Source organism: Corynebacterium sp. CNCTC7651, assembly GCF_021496665.1.
In the GTDB taxonomy this organism is placed as follows: domain Bacteria; phylum Actinomycetota; class Actinomycetes; order Mycobacteriales; family Mycobacteriaceae; genus Corynebacterium.
Genome location: NZ_CP071246.1, coordinates 1,685,898 through 1,701,843 on the forward strand (window position 1 = coordinate 1,685,898; position 15,946 = coordinate 1,701,843).

Genomic DNA, 15,946 nt, shown 5'->3' on the forward strand with positions numbered 1-15,946 from the left:
AGGTAGCTATTTCGCGAACTTGTCCACGGCCCCGCCGAAACGGCGGTCGCGCTTGGCGTATTCCAGCACGGCGTCGAACATGTGCTGCTGGGTGAAATCCGGGAACAGCGTGTCCTGGTACACCATTTCCGCGTATGCGGACTGCCAGAGCAGGAAGTTGGAGGTGCGCTTCTCGCCCGAGGGCCGCAGGAACAGGTCCACGTCCGGCATGTCCGGGCGGTAGAGGTAGCGGCTGATCGTCTGCTCCGTCACGTCCTCGGGGCGGATGAGGCCGGCGTTGGCATCGGCGACGAGTTTCCGGGAAGCGTCGATAAGCTCGGCCCTGCCGCCGTAGTTGATGCACATCGCGAGGGTGACCCCGGTGTTGTCTTTGGTGAGTGCTTCGGCTTCCTCGAGCTCGCGCAGGACGCTGCGCCACAGGCGCGGGCGACGGCCGGCCCAGACGATGCGGACGTTCTTCTCGTGCAGCTCATCGCGGTGGCGGCGCAGCACGTCGCGGGAGAAGCCCATGAGGAAGCGGACCTCCGAGTGGGAGCGGCGCCAGTTTTCCGTGGAGAATGCGTAGGCGGAGAGCCATTCCACCCCGCCGAGCGCGATGCAGGCATCGATGCAGTCCATGAGCACCGCCTCGCCGCGGCGGTGGCCCTCCGTGCGCGGCAGGCCGCGTTCCTGCGCCCAGCGGCCGTTGCCGTCCATAACCAGCGCGATGTGGCGGGGGATGAATTCCGGATCGATCTGCGGAGGCTGCGGTTGTTGCGGATGCTGCGGTTGCGCGGGAGGCTGGGCGGGTGGCTGGGTCATTGCCTTATTATGCCTGCTCCATCACCCGCAGCGAGCTCACGCCCGTCTCCAGGTTGAACTGCAGGTGAGCGGAGGTAGCGCGGTGCACCTGCGCGACGTGGTCCGCGCCGGCGGCGTGCCCGTGCTGCAGCAGCCACATGGTGTGCAGCGCCTCACGATCCATGTCGAAGGAGCCGGGCGGGCGGCAGTTGGTGCACACCGCGCCGCCGACGGCCGGGTTGAACGCCTTGTGCGGGCCGGGAGCTGCGCAGTTGGCGCAGTTGAACAGGCTCAATCCCCAGCCGGCGTGGTGCGTGGCCTGGAGGATGAAGGCGTCGAGCGCGAGCGTGGGGTGGTCGCCGGCGCGCAGGCGGTTCAGGGCCGCGCCGACAAGGTCGAAGAGCTGCGGATCCGCCTCATCGAACGCGAGCTTTTCCGCGGTTTCCATGACCGCGCAGGCGGCGGTGTAGCGGTCAAAATCGTCCACAATCTGGTGGCCGTAGTACGTCACGGTGTCCGCGCCAGTGATGGTTGCCAGGCCGCGGGACGGGTCGCGCGGCGGGTAGACCTGCACGTCAATGTCCACGAACGGCTGGAGACGTGAGCCGAAGCGCGATTTTGCTTTGCGCACGCCTTTGGCCACGCCGCGGACCAGGCCGTGGTTTCTGGTGAGCAGGACGATCACGCGGTCCGCCTCCCCGAAATCGTAGGTGCGGACCACTAGCGCGCGGTCGCGCCAGGAGGGCCTAGAAGCCAAGGCGGCCAAGCGCCTTCGGGTCGGACTGCCAGTTCTTCAGCACCTTGATGCGCAGATCCAGGTACACGTTCTGGCCTAGCAAGTCCACGATCTGGCGGCGCGCGCGGTGCGTGATGCCGCTCAGGCGGCGGCCATCCGGGCCCTCCAGAATGCGCTTCTGGCCGGGGCGCTCCAGGTAGATCACGGCGTAGATCATCATGCGCTCCGGGTTCTCCGGATCCGGGTGCATCTCATCAATCTGGACGGCCACGGAGTGCGGCAGCTCCTCGCGCAGGCCCTGGAGCGCTTCCTCGCGGATCAGCTCCGCGATGCGGGTCTCCATGTCCTCATCCGTCGTGTCGCCCTCCGGGTAGAAGCGCGGGCCTTCCGGCAGCTGGCTAATCAGCACGTCTAGCAGCACGTCCAGCTGCACCTGCGCGGTGGCGGAGACGGGCACGACCTCACTGTCCTCGCCGAGCAGCTCGTGCAGCTCAATCAGGCGCTCCCCCACCACGTCGCGCGGCACCTTGTCCAGCTTGGTCACAATGCCCACGATGGGCGCATTCGGCTTCACGGCGCGGATCTGCTCGTAGATGAAGCGGTCTCCCGGACCCAGCTTCTCATCCGCCGGGACGGTGAACCCGATGACGTCCACGTCCGCGTACGTGTCCTTCACTACGTCGTTTAGGCGCTCGCCGAGCAGGGTGCGGGGGCGGTGGATGCCAGGCGTATCGACGACAATCACCTGCGCATCCTCCCGATTAACAATGCCGCGGATGGGGTGGCGGGTGGTCTCCGGCTGGTCCGCCATGATCGCAATCTTCTCCCCCACCAGCGCGTTCGTCAGCGTGGACTTGCCGGTGTTCGGGCGCCCCACAAACCCCACGAACCCGGAGCGGAAGCCCTCGGGCGTGTCGGTGAAGCCGGCGTAGTTGGCGTCTGCGCTGGCGTTGGCGTTCGCGTCCGCTGGCAGGTCGGCTTCGTCGAAATCTGGGAAGTCGGGGAAGTTGTCGCTCATACCGCGCGATTCTACTGGTTGCTCAGGTGGGCACCGCGCGCCTTGCTGCGCTGCGGCACGGCATAGACTTTGGGAGCAGATCCCGTGCCAATTTTCCGAGCAGACAGGAGCGCTGGTGGTGGCTGAAAAGGTGGACAAGGGAACGTCGAAAAGCAAGCAAGCAACGGTGCTGCCGTCGGCGATGGGCATGGCCGCGACGTTCGATTTCGTGCTGGTGGAGCGCTACGGCGAGCTGCTGGCGGCCGAGTCGAAGCTGCGCGGCGAGGACGTGGTTGGGGCGCCGGCGATGCGGGTGCCGGGCGATTTTTCGCAAGATCCGTTCCTAACCGGCGTGATTGGCAAGCACATCATCATGGGCATCCAGGCCACGGGCGCGAAAGCGGCGGCGGTGGAGTTCCCGGTCGGCAGCGGGCGTGACCTGCGCGAACGTGACCTGATTCCCTACGAGATGGTGGTGAAGGACGGCCAGGTCGCGGCCGTGGTCAGCGACGAGCAGATTGAGCCCGTGCTTTGCGACGACTGGGGGTTCACCGGCCAGCTCCTCACCAGCGACGAGGTTGCGCGGGGCGCGGGCGATGGTGGTGCGATTCCGGGGGCGCACGGCGCGGTTGCCCGTGAGCTGGCGGGACGCGCGATCACGCTGCTGAAGAATGATCGCGCGCTGCTCCCCCTCGATCCCGCCGCTGCCGGGCAGATTGTGGTTATGGGCGTGGGGCGCTTGGCCACGGACGTTGTCGCGGTGCCGGGCGGTGCAACCGCGCCGTACACGGTTCCGCCCGCCGAGGGCATGCGTGACGTGCTGGCGGAGCTGGGAGCGGATAGCCCGGTCGAGGTGTTCGAGGTTTTGGCCGACGCGTCCGACGTGTCCAATGCGGATGCCGCCGTTGCCGCCGCCGTTGCCGCCGCGCGCGAGGCGGACACGGTGGTGCTCATCGCCGGGTCACTCGAGGGCGCTGAGGCGGATGCCCAACACGCGCTGATCTCGGACGTTCTGGCCGCCAACCCACGCACACTGGTGGTGCTCAAGACCACTGATCCGTCGCACGTCCCCTCGATCGGCGGCGCCCACACCGTCATCGAGTGCTTCGCCCCAGGTCAGGAGGACGGCCACGCCGTAGCGGACGCGCTCTTCGGCAACGTCACCCCCTCCGGCAAACTCCCTGCCACCTACCCCGCGTTCCCGTTCGGCTACGGGCTGAGCTTTACGACGTTCACCCTCGGCGACCCCGAAGTAACCCAAGACGGCCGCTTTGTTGAGGTGAACGTGCCGGTAACCAACACGGGTGACCGCGTTGGTGGCGAGGTGCCGCAGGTGTACGCGGACCTGCCGTTCGACGGGCAGCTGCTGCGCCGCCTGGTCGGGTTCCGACGCGTCGAGCCAGCACCCGGCGAGACCGAAGTTGCCGTCATCGGGATCGATGCGGATTGGCCCAACCACCCGTTCAGCATCTGGGACGAGGAGGCACAGGATTGGGTCGAGCCGGAGGGCGACATCACTCTGCACATCGGCACGTCCGCGGAGGATTTCCGGTACACCGCGACGGTGCGGTTGTAAGAAGCATCGGCGGTTGTAGAAGCGGCCGGTGATGGCAGGCCGGGCCGATATCGCCGCTAGATCCTGCGAGGCTGGAACTTCGAGCGCGGTTCGACGATCAGCTCTTGCTGCTCAATCAGCGGCAGCTCATCCAGGTCGCGGTCCCGCACCTCACTGACCATGTCGAACATCGTCCCGGCTATGTGGCTGAGGCGCTCACCGGCGGGTTTGGGCTGGAGGGCGGTGTAAAGTGCCGTCGCTAAGTCCCCTGCGCCGACCACGTTGCCGCCAAGCCGCGGTGTTTCCACCAGCAGTGATTCCTCGGGGGTGATGTCCAGCATGCCCAGCGTCGCATCCGCGTGGGATCCAATCGAGGTCACCAGCGCGTGGTCCTTGAGGCTACGGGCCGCCTCGGCGGTTGCTTCCGGAGTAGTGAGCTCGGTACCCGTAAGCAGGGAAAGTTCCCATTGGTTGGGTGTGATGGCGTCGGCAAGCGGGATAAGGCGCTCCCGGAACACGTCGGGAATCTCGGGTGCCACGAAGGAGCCGACCTGCGCGTTACCGATCACCGGGTCGCAGACGTAGCGCGCGTTGGGGTTCGCCGCTTTGACGCGACGGACGGCGTCCTCCACCACGGCCGCGAGTTCGGACGAACCGAGGTAGCCGGTCAAAATAACACCTACCTGGTCAAACGCGAAGGACATCCCGTCGAGGACATCCGCGACCTGCTCCGGAGTCATCACCGGCCCGCGCCACGACGGGTATTCGGTGTGGTTGGAGAAATTGACGGTGTAGACCGGCCAGACCTCGCAGCCCAGGCGCTGCATGGCGAAAACGGCGGCGGAGTTGCCCACGTGGCCGTACGCCACTGCAGACTGGAGGGAGATGATGTTCACGCTTCGACGATACAAGCCGGGTCGGAGGTGACAGTTCGAGGTCCGGGCCAACCCTCCGCGTCTCGCCCCTCTGCGTTCCGATCCTCCATTGCGTTCCTCCCCTCTATTCCGATCCTCCGTAGGCGATCCGGTCGCGGCGATCCAAGGGGATTTATTCTTCCAATGCGGGTGAATTTAAGCCTCTGGATCGTCACAAAAGGATCGCCTATGGGGGATCGCTACGGAGGATCGGAATTGGGCGACCGAGCAACTGGAAAGGTCCAGGTCAGAACGGGGTGCACCGGGGGCCGGTAGGTCGAGAGGCCGGGCTTTCCCGGGCGGCCGGGGACCAGATAGCGACGCGGAGGGCGGGCAGGGCGGCCAAGTGGCCAGCCGGCCGCCCGGAAACCCCTACAGCGCCTCGACCTCGAACTGGAGCTGCGGGTTGGCGTAGTAGTCCTGAGCCTCGACCAGTTTGAGCTCGGGGGAATCGGCCTCGTGGGTCAACCGGAGCAGGTCGTAGACGGAGCTGGCGGTGCGGGCCAGCGCGTCGGCGGCGTCGCCGGATTCGATGTAGTGGCCAGTGAACAGCGCCGCGGTCACGTCGCCGGAGCCGTTGCGCTTGAACGGCAGGCACGGGGTGCGCACGATCCACTTGCCCTTGCTATCAACGGCTAGCATCTCGATCGTGTCTTCCGGGGCATCCGGGCGCTCGACGGAGGTCACAAGCACGGCCTTGGGGCCCATGTCGCGGGCGGCGTCGACGGCGGCCAGGGTGGAATCCAGGTCAGTCACGTCGCGCTCGGTCAGGTACCCCAGCTCGAACTGGTTGGGCGTGATCAGGTCGGCGACGGGGACCACGCGGTCGCGCAGCAGCGGCGGGATGGTGTCCGCAACGTGGCAGCCGGACTTGGCGTTGCCCATCACCGGGTCGCACGCGTAGATCGCGGCGGGGTTTTCGGCCTTCACCTTGGCAACCGCGTCGATGATCACATCCGCGATGTCGTCTCCGCCTTGGTAGCCGGACAAGATGGCGTCGATACGCGCAAAAGCCCCGCGCTCCCCGATGCCCTCGATGACCTGGGCCACGTCGGCGGCCGGGATCATCGGGCCTTTCCACGCGCCGTAGCCGGTGTGGTTGGAGAAGTTGACGGTGTAGACGGGCCAGACTTCGTGGCCGATGCGCTGCAGCGGGAAGACGGCGGCGGAGTTGCCCACGTGGCCGTACGCCACGGCGGACTGGATGGAGAGGATGTTCTTCATGGGGGCTATTGTGCCCCCGCGCGCCTACGCCTCCGGAATTGGGGCGGGTTCCAGCACCTCGGGCACGGTGACTAGCACGGTGCGGGTTTTCACGCGACCGCGGCGGTCGCGCCCGCCCTCGGCGGTGTAGGTCAGCCCGTTCATGGTGATGGACGCGCCGGGCAGGGGTACGCGGCCGAGTTCGTAGGAGAGCAGGCCGGCGACGGTGTCCACGGAATCGACCACCTCATCGTCGTAGGCCAGGTCAAAGTCCATGTGGTCGGCGAGGTGATCCACCAAGTCATCCAGCGGGGTGCGGGCCTGCACACGCAGGGTGCGCTCGCCCACCAGCTCGATGGGGGCAGCCTCGTCCTCGTCGTACTCGTCGGTGATCTCGCCGACGATCTCCTCCAGCAGGTCCTCCATGGTCAGCAAGCCGGCAACGCCGCCGTACTCGTCGATCACAATCGCGATGTGGGTGTTCTCGCGCTGCATCTCCTTCAGCAACACGTCCAGCGGCTTGGAGTCGGGCACGAAGAGCGGCTCGCGCATAGAGGCGGTGACTGGCGCGGACGCGTCGATCGGCGCGCCGGTCTCCCCGAACATGTCCTTCAGGTACGCCACGCCCATAATGTCGTCCACCGTCTCGCCGATGACGGGCACGCGGGAGTGGCCGGAACGCACCATCAGGCGCGTGGCCTGGCCGGCGGTTTTGTCCTCTTCGATCCAGATCATCTCCGGGCGCGGCACCATCACCTGGCGCGCGTGGGTGGAGGCGAGATCGAAGATGTTCTGGATCATGCGGCCCTCGGTGGTCTCCACCACACCCTGCTCCTGCGCGATGTCCACCATTTCGCGCAGCTCCACCTCGGTGGAGTAGGGGCCGTCCCGGAAATCCTCGCCCGGGTGGAAGATGTTGCCCACGCGGATGAGCAGGCCGGACAATGGCCCCAGGATGGTGTGGAACGCGGCCAGCCACTGCGCGGAGCGCAGCGAGATCGTGTACGGGTTGCGCTTGCCGGCGGTGCGGGCGAACACGCCGATGATGCCAAATTGCAACAGCGTCACGGAGGCGACGGCGGCGGTAATAGCCCACGCGTCGGATTCAATCAGGTCCATCGCCAGCATCGCGGCAAACACCGCGGCCACCACGTCCAGGATGGTGCGCAGCATCACCAGCGTGTTCACGTGGCTGGCGCGCGCGTCCACCACCTTCAGCAGCGCGCGGGAGCCGGCAACGTCGTCTTTGACCATGCCCTCCACGCGCGCCCGGGAAATCGGGCTCAGCGCGGATTCAATGGATCCGAGCAGGCCGGAAAGCAACAGCGCGATGATGGTGGTCACCGCGTATGCGAAGGTGAATTCCACCTAGTCCTCCGCCTCCGGTTCGCTTGCGCGCATGCGCTTGTCCAGCTCGTCGCGGTCCGCGGCGGACGGGAACGCATGCGGGCCGGTCGGTTTCGGCTGGTACGCCACGCCGCGGGCTGCGAGCGAGTCGTACCAATCCGCCAAAATCTCGTTCTGCAGCGCAAACATCTCGCGCTCATCCTCCGGCGCGATGTGGTCGTACCCCAGCAGGTGGAGCACGCCGTGCACCGTCAGCAGCGCCAGCTCATGCGCGAGGTCGTGCCCGGCCATCTCTGCTTGGCGACGGTCATAGGCAGGGCACAAAATGATGTCCCCCAACATCGCGGCACCGAACGGGGATGCATCCGGGCGGCCGCCGCCCGGGGTGAGCTCATCCATGGGGAAGCTCATCACGTCCGTGGGGCCCTCCAGGTCCATCCAGCGCACGTGCAGGTCCGCCATCGTCGCCTCATCCACCAGGGTGATGGTGGCCTCGGTGTCCGGGTGGACATCCATGGCCGTGAGGGCGAATGAGCAGACGTCCACAAGCATTTCCTCGTTAACGTCCGCTTCCCCGGACTCGTTCAAAACCTCGATGCTCACTGCGCTGCCTCCTGCTCACGCTCGCGCTCGATCTCGCGCTGGCGCTTCTCATAGCGCGCGGCGTTCTGCGCATCGTGTTTGTCGTACGCGGCGACGATGCGGGAGATCAGGTGGTGGCGCACCACGTCATCCGCGCGCAGCTCCTGGAAGTCAATGCCTTCGATATCGCCTAGGATGCGGCGCGCCACGCGCAGGCCGGAGACGGTGCCGCGCGGCAGGTCGACCTGGCTCACGTCGCCCGTAACCACCATCTTGGAGCCGAAGCCCAGGCGGGTGAGGAACATCTTCATCTGCGCGCCGGTGGTGTTCTGCGCCTCATCCAAAATCACGAACGCGTCCGACAACGTGCGGCCGCGCATGTACGCCAGGGGTGCGACCTCGATGATCCCGGCCTCGATGAGTTTGGGGATCATCTCCGGGTCCAGCATGTCCCGGAGAGCGTCGTAAAGCGGGCGCAAGTACGGGTCGATCTTGTCGGACAGCGTGCCGGGAAGGAAGCCCAGCTTCTCCCCCGCCTCCACGGCCGGGCGGGTGAGGATGATGCGCTTGACCTCTTTGTTCTGCAGCGCCTGCACAGCCTTGGCCACCGCGAGGTAGGTCTTGCCGGAACCTGCGGGGCCGATGCCGAACGTAATCGTGTTCTCATCGATCGCGTCCACGTAGCGGCGCTGACCGGCCGTCTTCGGGCGGATCACCTTGCCCTTGCGCGCCACAATCTCCGCGCCCAGGATCTCGGCGACGGATTCCGGTGCCTCCGTCTCCATGATGCGGGTGGCGTGCACCACCGTGTCCGCCGTGATGGGCACGCCGCGGCGCGCCATCGATTCCAGCTCATCCAGCACGCGCAGCACATACGCCACGTCATGGTCCGCGCCGCGCACGGTGACCGTGGTGCCGCGGGCGTGAATATCGGCGTTCAGGTGCTGGTTCAGCACACGCAGGTTTTCATCATGCACCCCGAGCACGGACTGGGCGTACGCGGAATCCAGCTCGATTTTGCGGGTGACCAGTTCTTCCATGGCACCCAAGGCTACCAGCGCCCACTCAGCGCACCGATCGCGGCGAGGCCCGCAAACGCGGCGCTGGCCGTGCGCAGCACCTCCGGACCCAGACGCACCGGGGTGCCGCCGATCAGCTCCAGCTCATCTTCGCCGATGCCGCCCTCTGGCCCGATGATCAGCCAGATATCGTCGGCGAATTCCACGTCCCGCAGCGGGGTGGTCGCGTCCTCGTGCAGCACCAGCGCCTGCACGTCTTTGGTCAGCTGCGCCAGCTGGTTCGTGGTCACCGGCTCGCGCACCTGTGGCACCCACGCGCGCCGCGACTGCTTCGCGCTGGCCACCGCCTGGTTGTTCCACTTCTCCACCTGCTTGGCTTGCTTCGCCTCCGGCCAGCGGGCGATGGTGCGGTGGCTGATCCAGGGCACGATCGCATCCGCGCCGCCCTGCACCGCCAGATCCACGGCCAGCTCCGCGCGCTCCGACTTCGGAATCGCCTGCACCACGGTCACGCGCGGGCTCGGCGCCGGCACCTGCGCGTGCCCCACCACGTCTCCCCGCACTTCGCTTTTCGACGTTCGCGTGACCCGAACCTCCACGGTCAGCCCCGAGCCGTCGGTAAGCATGATGTGCTCCCCCGGCTCGATGCGCTTGACGTGGGCGTGCGCGGCTTCGGGGCCGGTGAGCACGCCTGCGAGCGGGTCGGGGGTGAGGAAGTACGGCAGGGACACTAGCGGCGGAACCTGTCGCGCATGCGGGAGAAGAAGCCCTCGTTGGCAGCGGCGTCCTCGGTGTGGACCTCGGTGTTATCCGGGCAGCCGTCGCGCAGCTCCTCCAACGCGGCGCGCTCCTGGTTGCTCAGCGCAGTGGGCACGGTGACCTGGACGTGGGCGATCAGGTCACCGAAGCGGTCCGTGCGGATCAGCGGCATGCCCTCGCCCTCAAGCACGATCGTGTCGCCCGGCTGGGTGCCGGCGGGCACGACGATGGTGGTTGTACCACCTGCGAGGTTGTCCACGGTGATCTGGGAACCCAGCGCTGCGTCATACATCGGGACGTTGAGGCGCAGCAGCAGGTCGTGCCCGTCGCGCACAAAGTACGGGTGCGGCTCCGTGGTCACCTCAACGTACAGGTCGCCCGCCGGGCCGCCGCCGTGGCCTACCTCGCCCTGGCCCGCCATGCGGATGCGCATGCCGGTGGCAATGCCGGCCGGGATGTTCACGGTCAGATCACGAGTGGCGCGCACGCGACCGTCGCCGCCGCACTGGCGGCAGGGGTCGGTGATGATCTCGCCGTACCCGCGGCACTTCGGGCACTCGCGCGACATCATGACGTTGCCCAGGAACGACTGCTGCACCTCCTGCACGGCACCGGATCCGTGGCAGTGGTCGCAGGTGACCGGCTTGGATTCGGATTCGGAGCCGGTGCCGTGGCACTTCTCGCACAGCACGGCGGTATCAACGGCGACGTGCTTCTTCACGCCCTCGTACGCCTCCTGCAGCGTGATGGAGGTGCGCAGCAGCGCGTCATTGCCCTGCTGGACGCGGGAGCGCGGCTCACGCGCCGCGCCGCCACCGCCGCCGAAGAACGCCTCGAAGATATCACCCAGGCCGCCGCCGAAACCGCCGGCGCCGCCCATGCCGCCCTGCTCCATCGGGTCCCCGCCGCGGTCCACAATGCTGCGCTTCTGCGGGTCCAAGAGCACTTCCTGCGCCAGCGAAATCTCCGCGAACTTCGCCGCGGCCTCCTCGGACGGGTTCACGTCCGGGTGGTACTTGCGCGCCAAGCGGCGGTACGCCTTCTTAATGTCCTGTTCGGTCGCCTCCCGGTCCACACCGAGGATGCCGTAGTAATCCCTGGCCAACTACTTACCTTTCACACTTCTTCTAATCTCGGCGGCGCTAAACCCTGCACGAAAACCCTGCAGGCCGCCGCGCTATTCGCCCCTGAGGATGCGGCTGATGTACCTGGCCACCGTGGCAACCTTTTGCATGGTACCCGGATAGTCCATATGCGTCGGCCCCACAACGCCAAGGCCTCCCAGGGCCTCCGCGCCTGCGCCATATGCAGTAGTAACAATTGAGGCGCGCGATAATTCCTCGTCCTCATTCTCCCGGCCGATGCGCACAGAGACGTGCTCCAACTCCTGCGCGCTGGCCAGAAGCTTCAGCACCACCACCTGCTCCTCCAGCGCGGCGATCACGGATTGCAGGTCGCCCGCGCCGTGCAGCGTGAGGTTGCCCGCGCCCGCGATCAGCAGCCGGTCCGAGGTGGTGGCCACCAGCGTGTCAATCAGCACCGCCGTCGCCCGCTCCACAGCCGGCGCCAGCTGCAGCGGTGCGCGGGAGGCGAGCAGGCTCAACGAATCCGCAGCCTCCCGCATGGTCTTGCCCACCAGCACGTCGTTGAGCAGGGTGCGCAGCTGGGCCACGCCGTCGTCCGAGATCGGGGCGGCCAGCTCCACGTTGCGCTGGTCCACGCGTCCCGCGTCCGTGATCAGCACCAACAGCAGGCGCGTCTGGGACAGCGCCACCACCTCGCAGTGCTTCACCCGGCTCACGTTCAGCGTGGGCAGCTGCACCACCGCCGCCTGGTTGGTCAGTTGTGCGAGCAGCTGCACGGAGCGGCGCAGTACGTCCTCCATGTCCACGCCGTGCTCCAAAAACTCCAGGATGGCGCGGCGCTCGGCGGCGGAAATCGGCTTCACGTCATGCAGCGCGTCCACGAACGCGCGGTACCCCGCCTCGGTGGGTATGCGCCCGGAGCTCGCGTGGGTCTGCTCGATGTAGCCCTGCTGCTCCAGCACGCTCATGTCATTCCGGATGGTCGCCGGGCTCACCTTGAGCCCATGCCTCTCGACGAGTGCTTTCGAGCCAACCGGTTCCTGGCTGGCGATATAGTCCGCAACAATCGCGCGCAGCACCGCCCGGCGCCTGGCATCCGCCGCGCTCATTGGCACTCCCTTCCGTCGACTGCTAATCGATGTTACTCGGCAGCGAGGAGATCGGTAATGATGCCGTCGATAAGCAAACGCCCCTTGTCCGTCACCGCAATCCGCTCGCCTGCGGTGAGCAGCCCTGCGCGCACATGCTTTTCGACGATTCCTTCAACGCCCTCGACCATCCCAGCCGGGATGCCTTCCTTGAGGCGCAGGCGCAGCATGACCTGCTCGAAGTGGTCGATGTCGGGGGTGATCTCCTCGGTGCCGTCGATAGGCAAGGTGCCCTCAGCGAGCATGGCGTTGTAGCGCTCCGGACGCTTGACGTTGAAGAAGCGGGAAGTGCCGATGTAGCTGTGCGCGCCGGGGCCCGCGCCCCACCAGCGCCCGCCGCGCCAGTAGATGAGATTGTGCGGCACTCCCCGCCCGGGCGCGCCCAGTTGGAGACCTCGTACCAGCCGAAGCCTGCGGCCTCGAGGGTGTCTGCAATGAGCTCGTAGCGCCGCGCGTACGCCTCCTCCTCCGGCGGGGGAAGCTCGCCGCGGCGGATCTTGCGGGACATGGCGGTGCCGTCCTCCACGATGAGCGAGTACGCGCTGACGTGGTCCACGCCGGTGGTGAGGATGGCGTCCAGGGTTTTTCGCACGTCATCGTCCGTCTCGGTGGGCGTGCCGTAAATCATGTCCAGGTTCACGTGGTCGAAACCGGCGCGCAACGCTTCCTGCGCGGCGGCGGTGGCGCGGCCGGGCGTGTGGCGGCGGTCCAGCACTTTCAGCACCGGCGCGGACGCGGACTGCATGCCCAAGCTCACGCGGGTGAAGCCGTGCTCGAGCAGGCCCGCGAAGTATTCCGGGCTGGTGGATTCCGGGTTGGATTCGGTGGTGATCTCCGCGCCCGGCGCGATGCCGATGCTGCCGCGGATGGCGCCCAGGATGCGGCCTAAGCCGTCCGCGCCGAGCAGGCTGGGGGTGCCGCCGCCGATAAATACAGTGTCCGCCTGCGGGAGCTCGTGCGTTCGGGCTGCAAGGGCGAGCTCGCGCTCCAGCGCGTCCAGGTACGCGGCGTGGGAGGTGTCCACCTCGGTGGGCGTGTAGGTGTTGAAATCGCAGTAGCCGCAGCGCGTGGCGCAGAACGGGACGTGTACGTAAACGCCGAAAGAATCCATCGGGGGCTAGGTTACGCGCCGCGACGGCGGCGCTTCGCGGCCACCTTGGCCACCACGGCGTCGATGCGCGCGCGTTCCTTGAGAAACTCCGGCGGGTTGCCGCCGCGCATAGTGCGGGTGAACGCCGGGTGGTCCTCGCACACCGTCTCAATCCAGCCGTCCACGGCGGCCTCCACCAGTTCGCCCACGCTGGCGTAGAGGTGCGGCAGGCTCACCGCACCCAGCTCGCGGGCCACCATCTCAGTCTGCTCCAGGGTGTATTCCACCAGCTCGCCCAAGTGCTGGACCACAAGGTCGGTGCGGCCGGTCAGCGCATCGTGCATCGTCTGCACGGAGAACGGCGCTTGCAGCGGGAAGAGGTCCTCGAGGCCGGAGGCGTCGAGAAGCTCGGGCTCCGGGATCTTCTCCTCGGGGCCCGCAGAGGCGGAGAGCACGCCGGCGCGCATGCCGGAGGTGAGCGCCTGGCGCAGGCCGATCAACTCGCCGACCACGCGGCGGGCGTCCTGGCGGGCATCGTCCACGATCTCGGAGAACTCGGCCAGGCAGTCGTCCGCCAGCTCGCCGTCGTAGTCCGCGATGGCTTCGGCGATGTGCTCGGTGTATTCCGCAACCTCGTCGCCGATGTTGTAGATCTCCTGGGTGAGTTCGCGGTGGCGCAACATCGCTGCTGTCTTATGCACTGCGTTGTCCCCCTTCCCAGGATTCTGTGAGCAAACTCTGAATTAGAGCTCCGAGGCGCAATGCTATTGCACCCGCGCGCAGTGGCCTCGCAGCCACGCCGATAGCACGGGCGGGCACGAACGAGCGCGGCAACTAGCGCTGGTACAGCTTGTCGATGTCCTCCTGGAAGCGCTGGAACACCACGTTGCGCTTGACCTTCATGGTCGGCGTCATCTCGTCGTTCTGCTCCGAAAGGTCGCGGTCCAGGATGCGGAACTTCTTGATTGCCTCGGCGCGGGACACGGTGGCGTTGGCCATGTTGATCGCGTCCTGCACCTCCGCGCGCAGGGCCGGGTCCTGCGCCAACTCGGACATCTTCCGGTTGGCCGGGATGTTGTGGTTGGCCTTCCAGCGCTTCAGCTCCTCCTCATCCAAGGTGACCAGCACGCCGATGAACGGCTTGCCGTCGCCCACCACCAGCGCGTTGGAGATCAGCGGATCCTGGCGGATGATCTCCTCCATCGGGCCCGGGGAGATGTTCTTGCCGCCGGCGGTGACAATCAGGTCCTTCTTGCGGCCGGTGATGCGGACGTAACCTTCCTCATCCACCTCGCCCAAGTCGCCGGTATTGAACCACTCGCCGTCAAAGGCCTCCTCGGTGGCCTCCGGGTTGCCCCAGTAGCGCGTGAACACGCCGGGTCCGGCGAACTCGATCTCGCCGTCATCGTTGATCCGCACCGAGTAGCCGTTCACCGGCTGGCCCACGGTGCCGATCTTCTGGGCGCCCTTGTGGTTCACGCAGCAGGCGGCGCAGGTTTCGGTGAGGCCGTAGCCCTCATAGATCGCCACACCCATGCCGCGGTAGAAATGGCTCAGGTCCGAGCTCATGGCGCTGCCACCGGTGATGCCGTACCAGACCGAGCCGCCGATGGCCTCCTTGATCTTGGAGTACACCAGCTTCTCAAACACCTTGACTTTGGCCTTCTGCACGCGCGACGGCCCCTCCGGCGTGTCCAGTGCCTGGGAGTACTCGATCGCGGCCTTCTCCGCCGCGAGGAAGACGCGCTTGCCCACGGCGGAGCCGTCCGCGGCCTTGTTGTACGCGCCGTCGCGCACCTTCTCAAACACGCGCGGCACGCCCAGCACCAGGTGCGGGCGCACGCGCTGCAGCTCCACGGTCAGGGTGGAGGTGTCGGACCAGTGGGACTGCGTCGCGCCAGAGATGGTCCACGCCAACGTCACAGCACGCTGCAGCACGTGCGCGAGCGGCAGGAACGTCACCATGCGCTGGCCCGGGTAGGACACGCGGCCGATCTCGTTCTCCAACAGCGCCCACGCCTGGTACGCCCAGTTGGCGTGGCTGATCTCCACGCCCTTCGGCCGGCCGGTGGTGCCGGAGGTGTAGACGATGGAGGCGAGGTCCTCGTGCTTGGTGGCCTGCACCCTTTCGTCGACACGCGCCTGCGGAATGTCCCTGCCCTCGAACTTCAGTGTCTCCACGCCGGCGGCGTTGAACTCGAAGATGCGGCGCAGCTGGGAGGGAGAGTCGGTGAACTGCGGCTTGCCGTCCTCGCCGAGCAGGAAGGGGCTCATCAGCTGGGTGTGGTCGCGCGTTTCGGTGAACGCAATAGTGGAGCCGGAGTCCTCCAGGATCCACTGGATCTGGTGCAGTGAGCTGGATGGGTAGACGGGCACGGAAGCGGCGCCGGCGGCCCAGATGGCGAAATCCACCAGCTGCCACTCGTAGCGCGTGTTAGAGAGGATGGCCACGCGGTCCCCCGGCTCCACCCCGTTGGCGATCAAGCCCTTCGCCACCTCATACACTTCGGCCAAAAACTCGCCGGCGGTGACGTTGACCCACTCGTAGTTCCGCGGCCGGGAGAAGAGCACGATGTGCGGTTGCTCCTCGCACAGCGCCACAAGGCGGCTCAAGCAGTGGTCAGTGTCTTTCAGGGTGAAACCGAGTTCGGTGGAGTAGCTCTGGGACGGCATAATGCGTCACTTTACCCCTGGTAACGCGCGCAGCCACCCGGAGTTTGGCTAAGGTGGC

Annotated in this window: 14 protein-coding genes and 1 pseudogene; 1 reads left to right on the top strand and 14 read right to left on the bottom strand. The window is 66.8% G+C overall.

Features of this window, described 5'->3' with window-relative positions; translation table 11 throughout:
- Positions 1 to 6 precede the first annotated feature (6 nt).
- The 3 genes from JZY91_RS08135 to era are packed head-to-tail and all read right to left on the bottom strand — an operon-like array spanning position 7 to position 2,534.
- Positions 7 to 801 carry an isoprenyl transferase gene (locus JZY91_RS08135; protein ID WP_234947422.1) on the bottom strand — a complete coding sequence of 265 codons (795 nt, stop codon included), beginning with the start codon at positions 799 to 801 and terminating at the stop codon, positions 7 to 9.
- A 7-nt stretch (positions 802 to 808) separates the two neighbouring features.
- The gene (recO, locus tag JZY91_RS08140) at positions 809 to 1,537 is read right to left on the bottom strand and encodes a DNA repair protein RecO (protein ID WP_234947424.1); all 729 of its coding nucleotides are present in this window, start codon (positions 1,535 to 1,537) and stop codon (positions 809 to 811) included.
- On the bottom strand, positions 1,527 to 2,534 hold the full coding sequence (gene era, locus JZY91_RS08145; RefSeq protein WP_234947426.1) for a GTPase Era: 1,008 nt from the start codon (positions 2,532 to 2,534) through the stop codon (positions 1,527 to 1,529). The genes recO and era overlap by 11 nt, the downstream gene beginning before the upstream one ends.
- Positions 2,535 to 2,652: 118 nt before the next feature.
- On the opposite strand from era, the gene JZY91_RS08150 reads away from it, so the two are divergent.
- Entirely contained in the window at positions 2,653 to 4,089 is a 1,437-nt protein-coding gene (locus JZY91_RS08150) for a glycoside hydrolase family 3 protein (RefSeq protein ID WP_234947428.1), read from the top strand.
- Between the two features lie 56 nt (positions 4,090 to 4,145).
- On the opposite strand, the gene pdxY (JZY91_RS08155) is transcribed toward JZY91_RS08150, so the two are convergent.
- The 11 genes and pseudogenes from pdxY (JZY91_RS08155) to JZY91_RS08205 form a co-directional block, all read right to left on the bottom strand.
- Entirely contained in the window at positions 4,146 to 4,964 is an 819-nt protein-coding gene (gene pdxY, locus JZY91_RS08155; RefSeq protein WP_234947429.1) for a pyridoxal kinase, read from the bottom strand.
- 390 nt (positions 4,965 to 5,354) lie between these two features.
- Positions 5,355 to 6,206, bottom strand: a complete 852-nt coding sequence (gene pdxY, locus JZY91_RS08160) for a pyridoxal kinase PdxY (RefSeq protein ID WP_234947431.1) — start codon at positions 6,204 to 6,206, stop codon at positions 5,355 to 5,357.
- Between the two features lie 24 nt (positions 6,207 to 6,230).
- Positions 6,231 to 7,553: a hemolysin family protein gene (locus JZY91_RS08165; RefSeq protein WP_234947432.1), complete on the bottom strand. Its 1,323-nt coding sequence runs from the start codon at positions 7,551 to 7,553 to the stop codon at positions 6,231 to 6,233.
- A complete protein-coding gene (gene ybeY, locus JZY91_RS08170; RefSeq protein ID WP_234947433.1) occupies positions 7,554 to 8,135 on the bottom strand; it encodes an rRNA maturation RNase YbeY in 582 nt (193 codons plus the stop codon).
- The gene (locus tag JZY91_RS08175; protein ID WP_234947434.1) at positions 8,132 to 9,154 is read right to left on the bottom strand and encodes a PhoH family protein; all 1,023 of its coding nucleotides are present in this window, start codon (positions 9,152 to 9,154) and stop codon (positions 8,132 to 8,134) included. The genes ybeY and JZY91_RS08175 overlap by 4 nt, the downstream gene beginning before the upstream one ends.
- A gap of 11 nt (positions 9,155 to 9,165) precedes the next feature.
- Positions 9,166 to 9,864, bottom strand: a complete 699-nt coding sequence (locus tag JZY91_RS08180) for a 16S rRNA (uracil(1498)-N(3))-methyltransferase (protein WP_234947435.1) — start codon at positions 9,862 to 9,864, stop codon at positions 9,166 to 9,168.
- Positions 9,864 to 10,997 (bottom strand): molecular chaperone DnaJ, encoded by a 1,134-nt coding sequence (gene dnaJ, locus JZY91_RS08185; protein WP_234947436.1) that lies wholly within the window; start codon positions 10,995 to 10,997, stop codon positions 9,864 to 9,866. Before dnaJ ends, JZY91_RS08180 begins: the two co-directional genes overlap by 1 nt.
- 72 nt (positions 10,998 to 11,069) lie before the next feature.
- Positions 11,070 to 12,086, bottom strand: a complete 1,017-nt coding sequence (hrcA, locus tag JZY91_RS08190) for a heat-inducible transcriptional repressor HrcA (RefSeq protein ID WP_234947437.1) — start codon at positions 12,084 to 12,086, stop codon at positions 11,070 to 11,072.
- 32 nt (positions 12,087 to 12,118) lie between these two features.
- A pseudogene (gene hemW / locus JZY91_RS08195) lies at positions 12,119 to 13,236 on the bottom strand (radical SAM family heme chaperone HemW).
- A gap of 11 nt (positions 13,237 to 13,247) precedes the next feature.
- Complete coding sequence (locus tag JZY91_RS08200) at positions 13,248 to 13,916, bottom strand: hypothetical protein (RefSeq protein WP_234947438.1); 669 nt, start codon at positions 13,914 to 13,916, stop codon at positions 13,248 to 13,250.
- 133 nt (positions 13,917 to 14,049) lie between these two features.
- The gene (locus JZY91_RS08205) at positions 14,050 to 15,888 is read right to left on the bottom strand and encodes a long-chain fatty acid--CoA ligase (RefSeq protein ID WP_234947439.1); all 1,839 of its coding nucleotides are present in this window, start codon (positions 15,886 to 15,888) and stop codon (positions 14,050 to 14,052) included.
- Between the last annotated feature and the right edge of the window lie 58 nt (positions 15,889 to 15,946).

What these genes read in the sequence shown, in the direction of transcription:
- JZY91_RS08135 (WP_234947422.1), bottom strand. Translation starts at nt 801, where the DNA reads ATGACCCAGCCACCCGCCCAGCCTCCCGCGCAACCGCAGCATCCGCAA.
- era (WP_234947426.1), bottom strand. Translation starts at nt 2,534, where the DNA reads ATGAGCGACAACTTCCCCGACTTCCCAGATTTCGACGAAGCCGACCTG.
- pdxY (WP_234947431.1), bottom strand. Translation starts at nt 6,206, where the DNA reads ATGAAGAACATCCTCTCCATCCAGTCCGCCGTGGCGTACGGCCACGTG.
- JZY91_RS08175 (WP_234947434.1), bottom strand. Translation starts at nt 9,154, where the DNA reads ATGGAAGAACTGGTCACCCGCAAAATCGAGCTGGATTCCGCGTACGCC.
- hrcA (WP_234947437.1), bottom strand. Translation starts at nt 12,086, where the DNA reads ATGAGCGCGGCGGATGCCAGGCGCCGGGCGGTGCTGCGCGCGATTGTT.
- JZY91_RS08205 (WP_234947439.1), bottom strand. Translation starts at nt 15,888, where the DNA reads ATGCCGTCCCAGAGCTACTCCACCGAACTCGGTTTCACCCTGAAAGAC.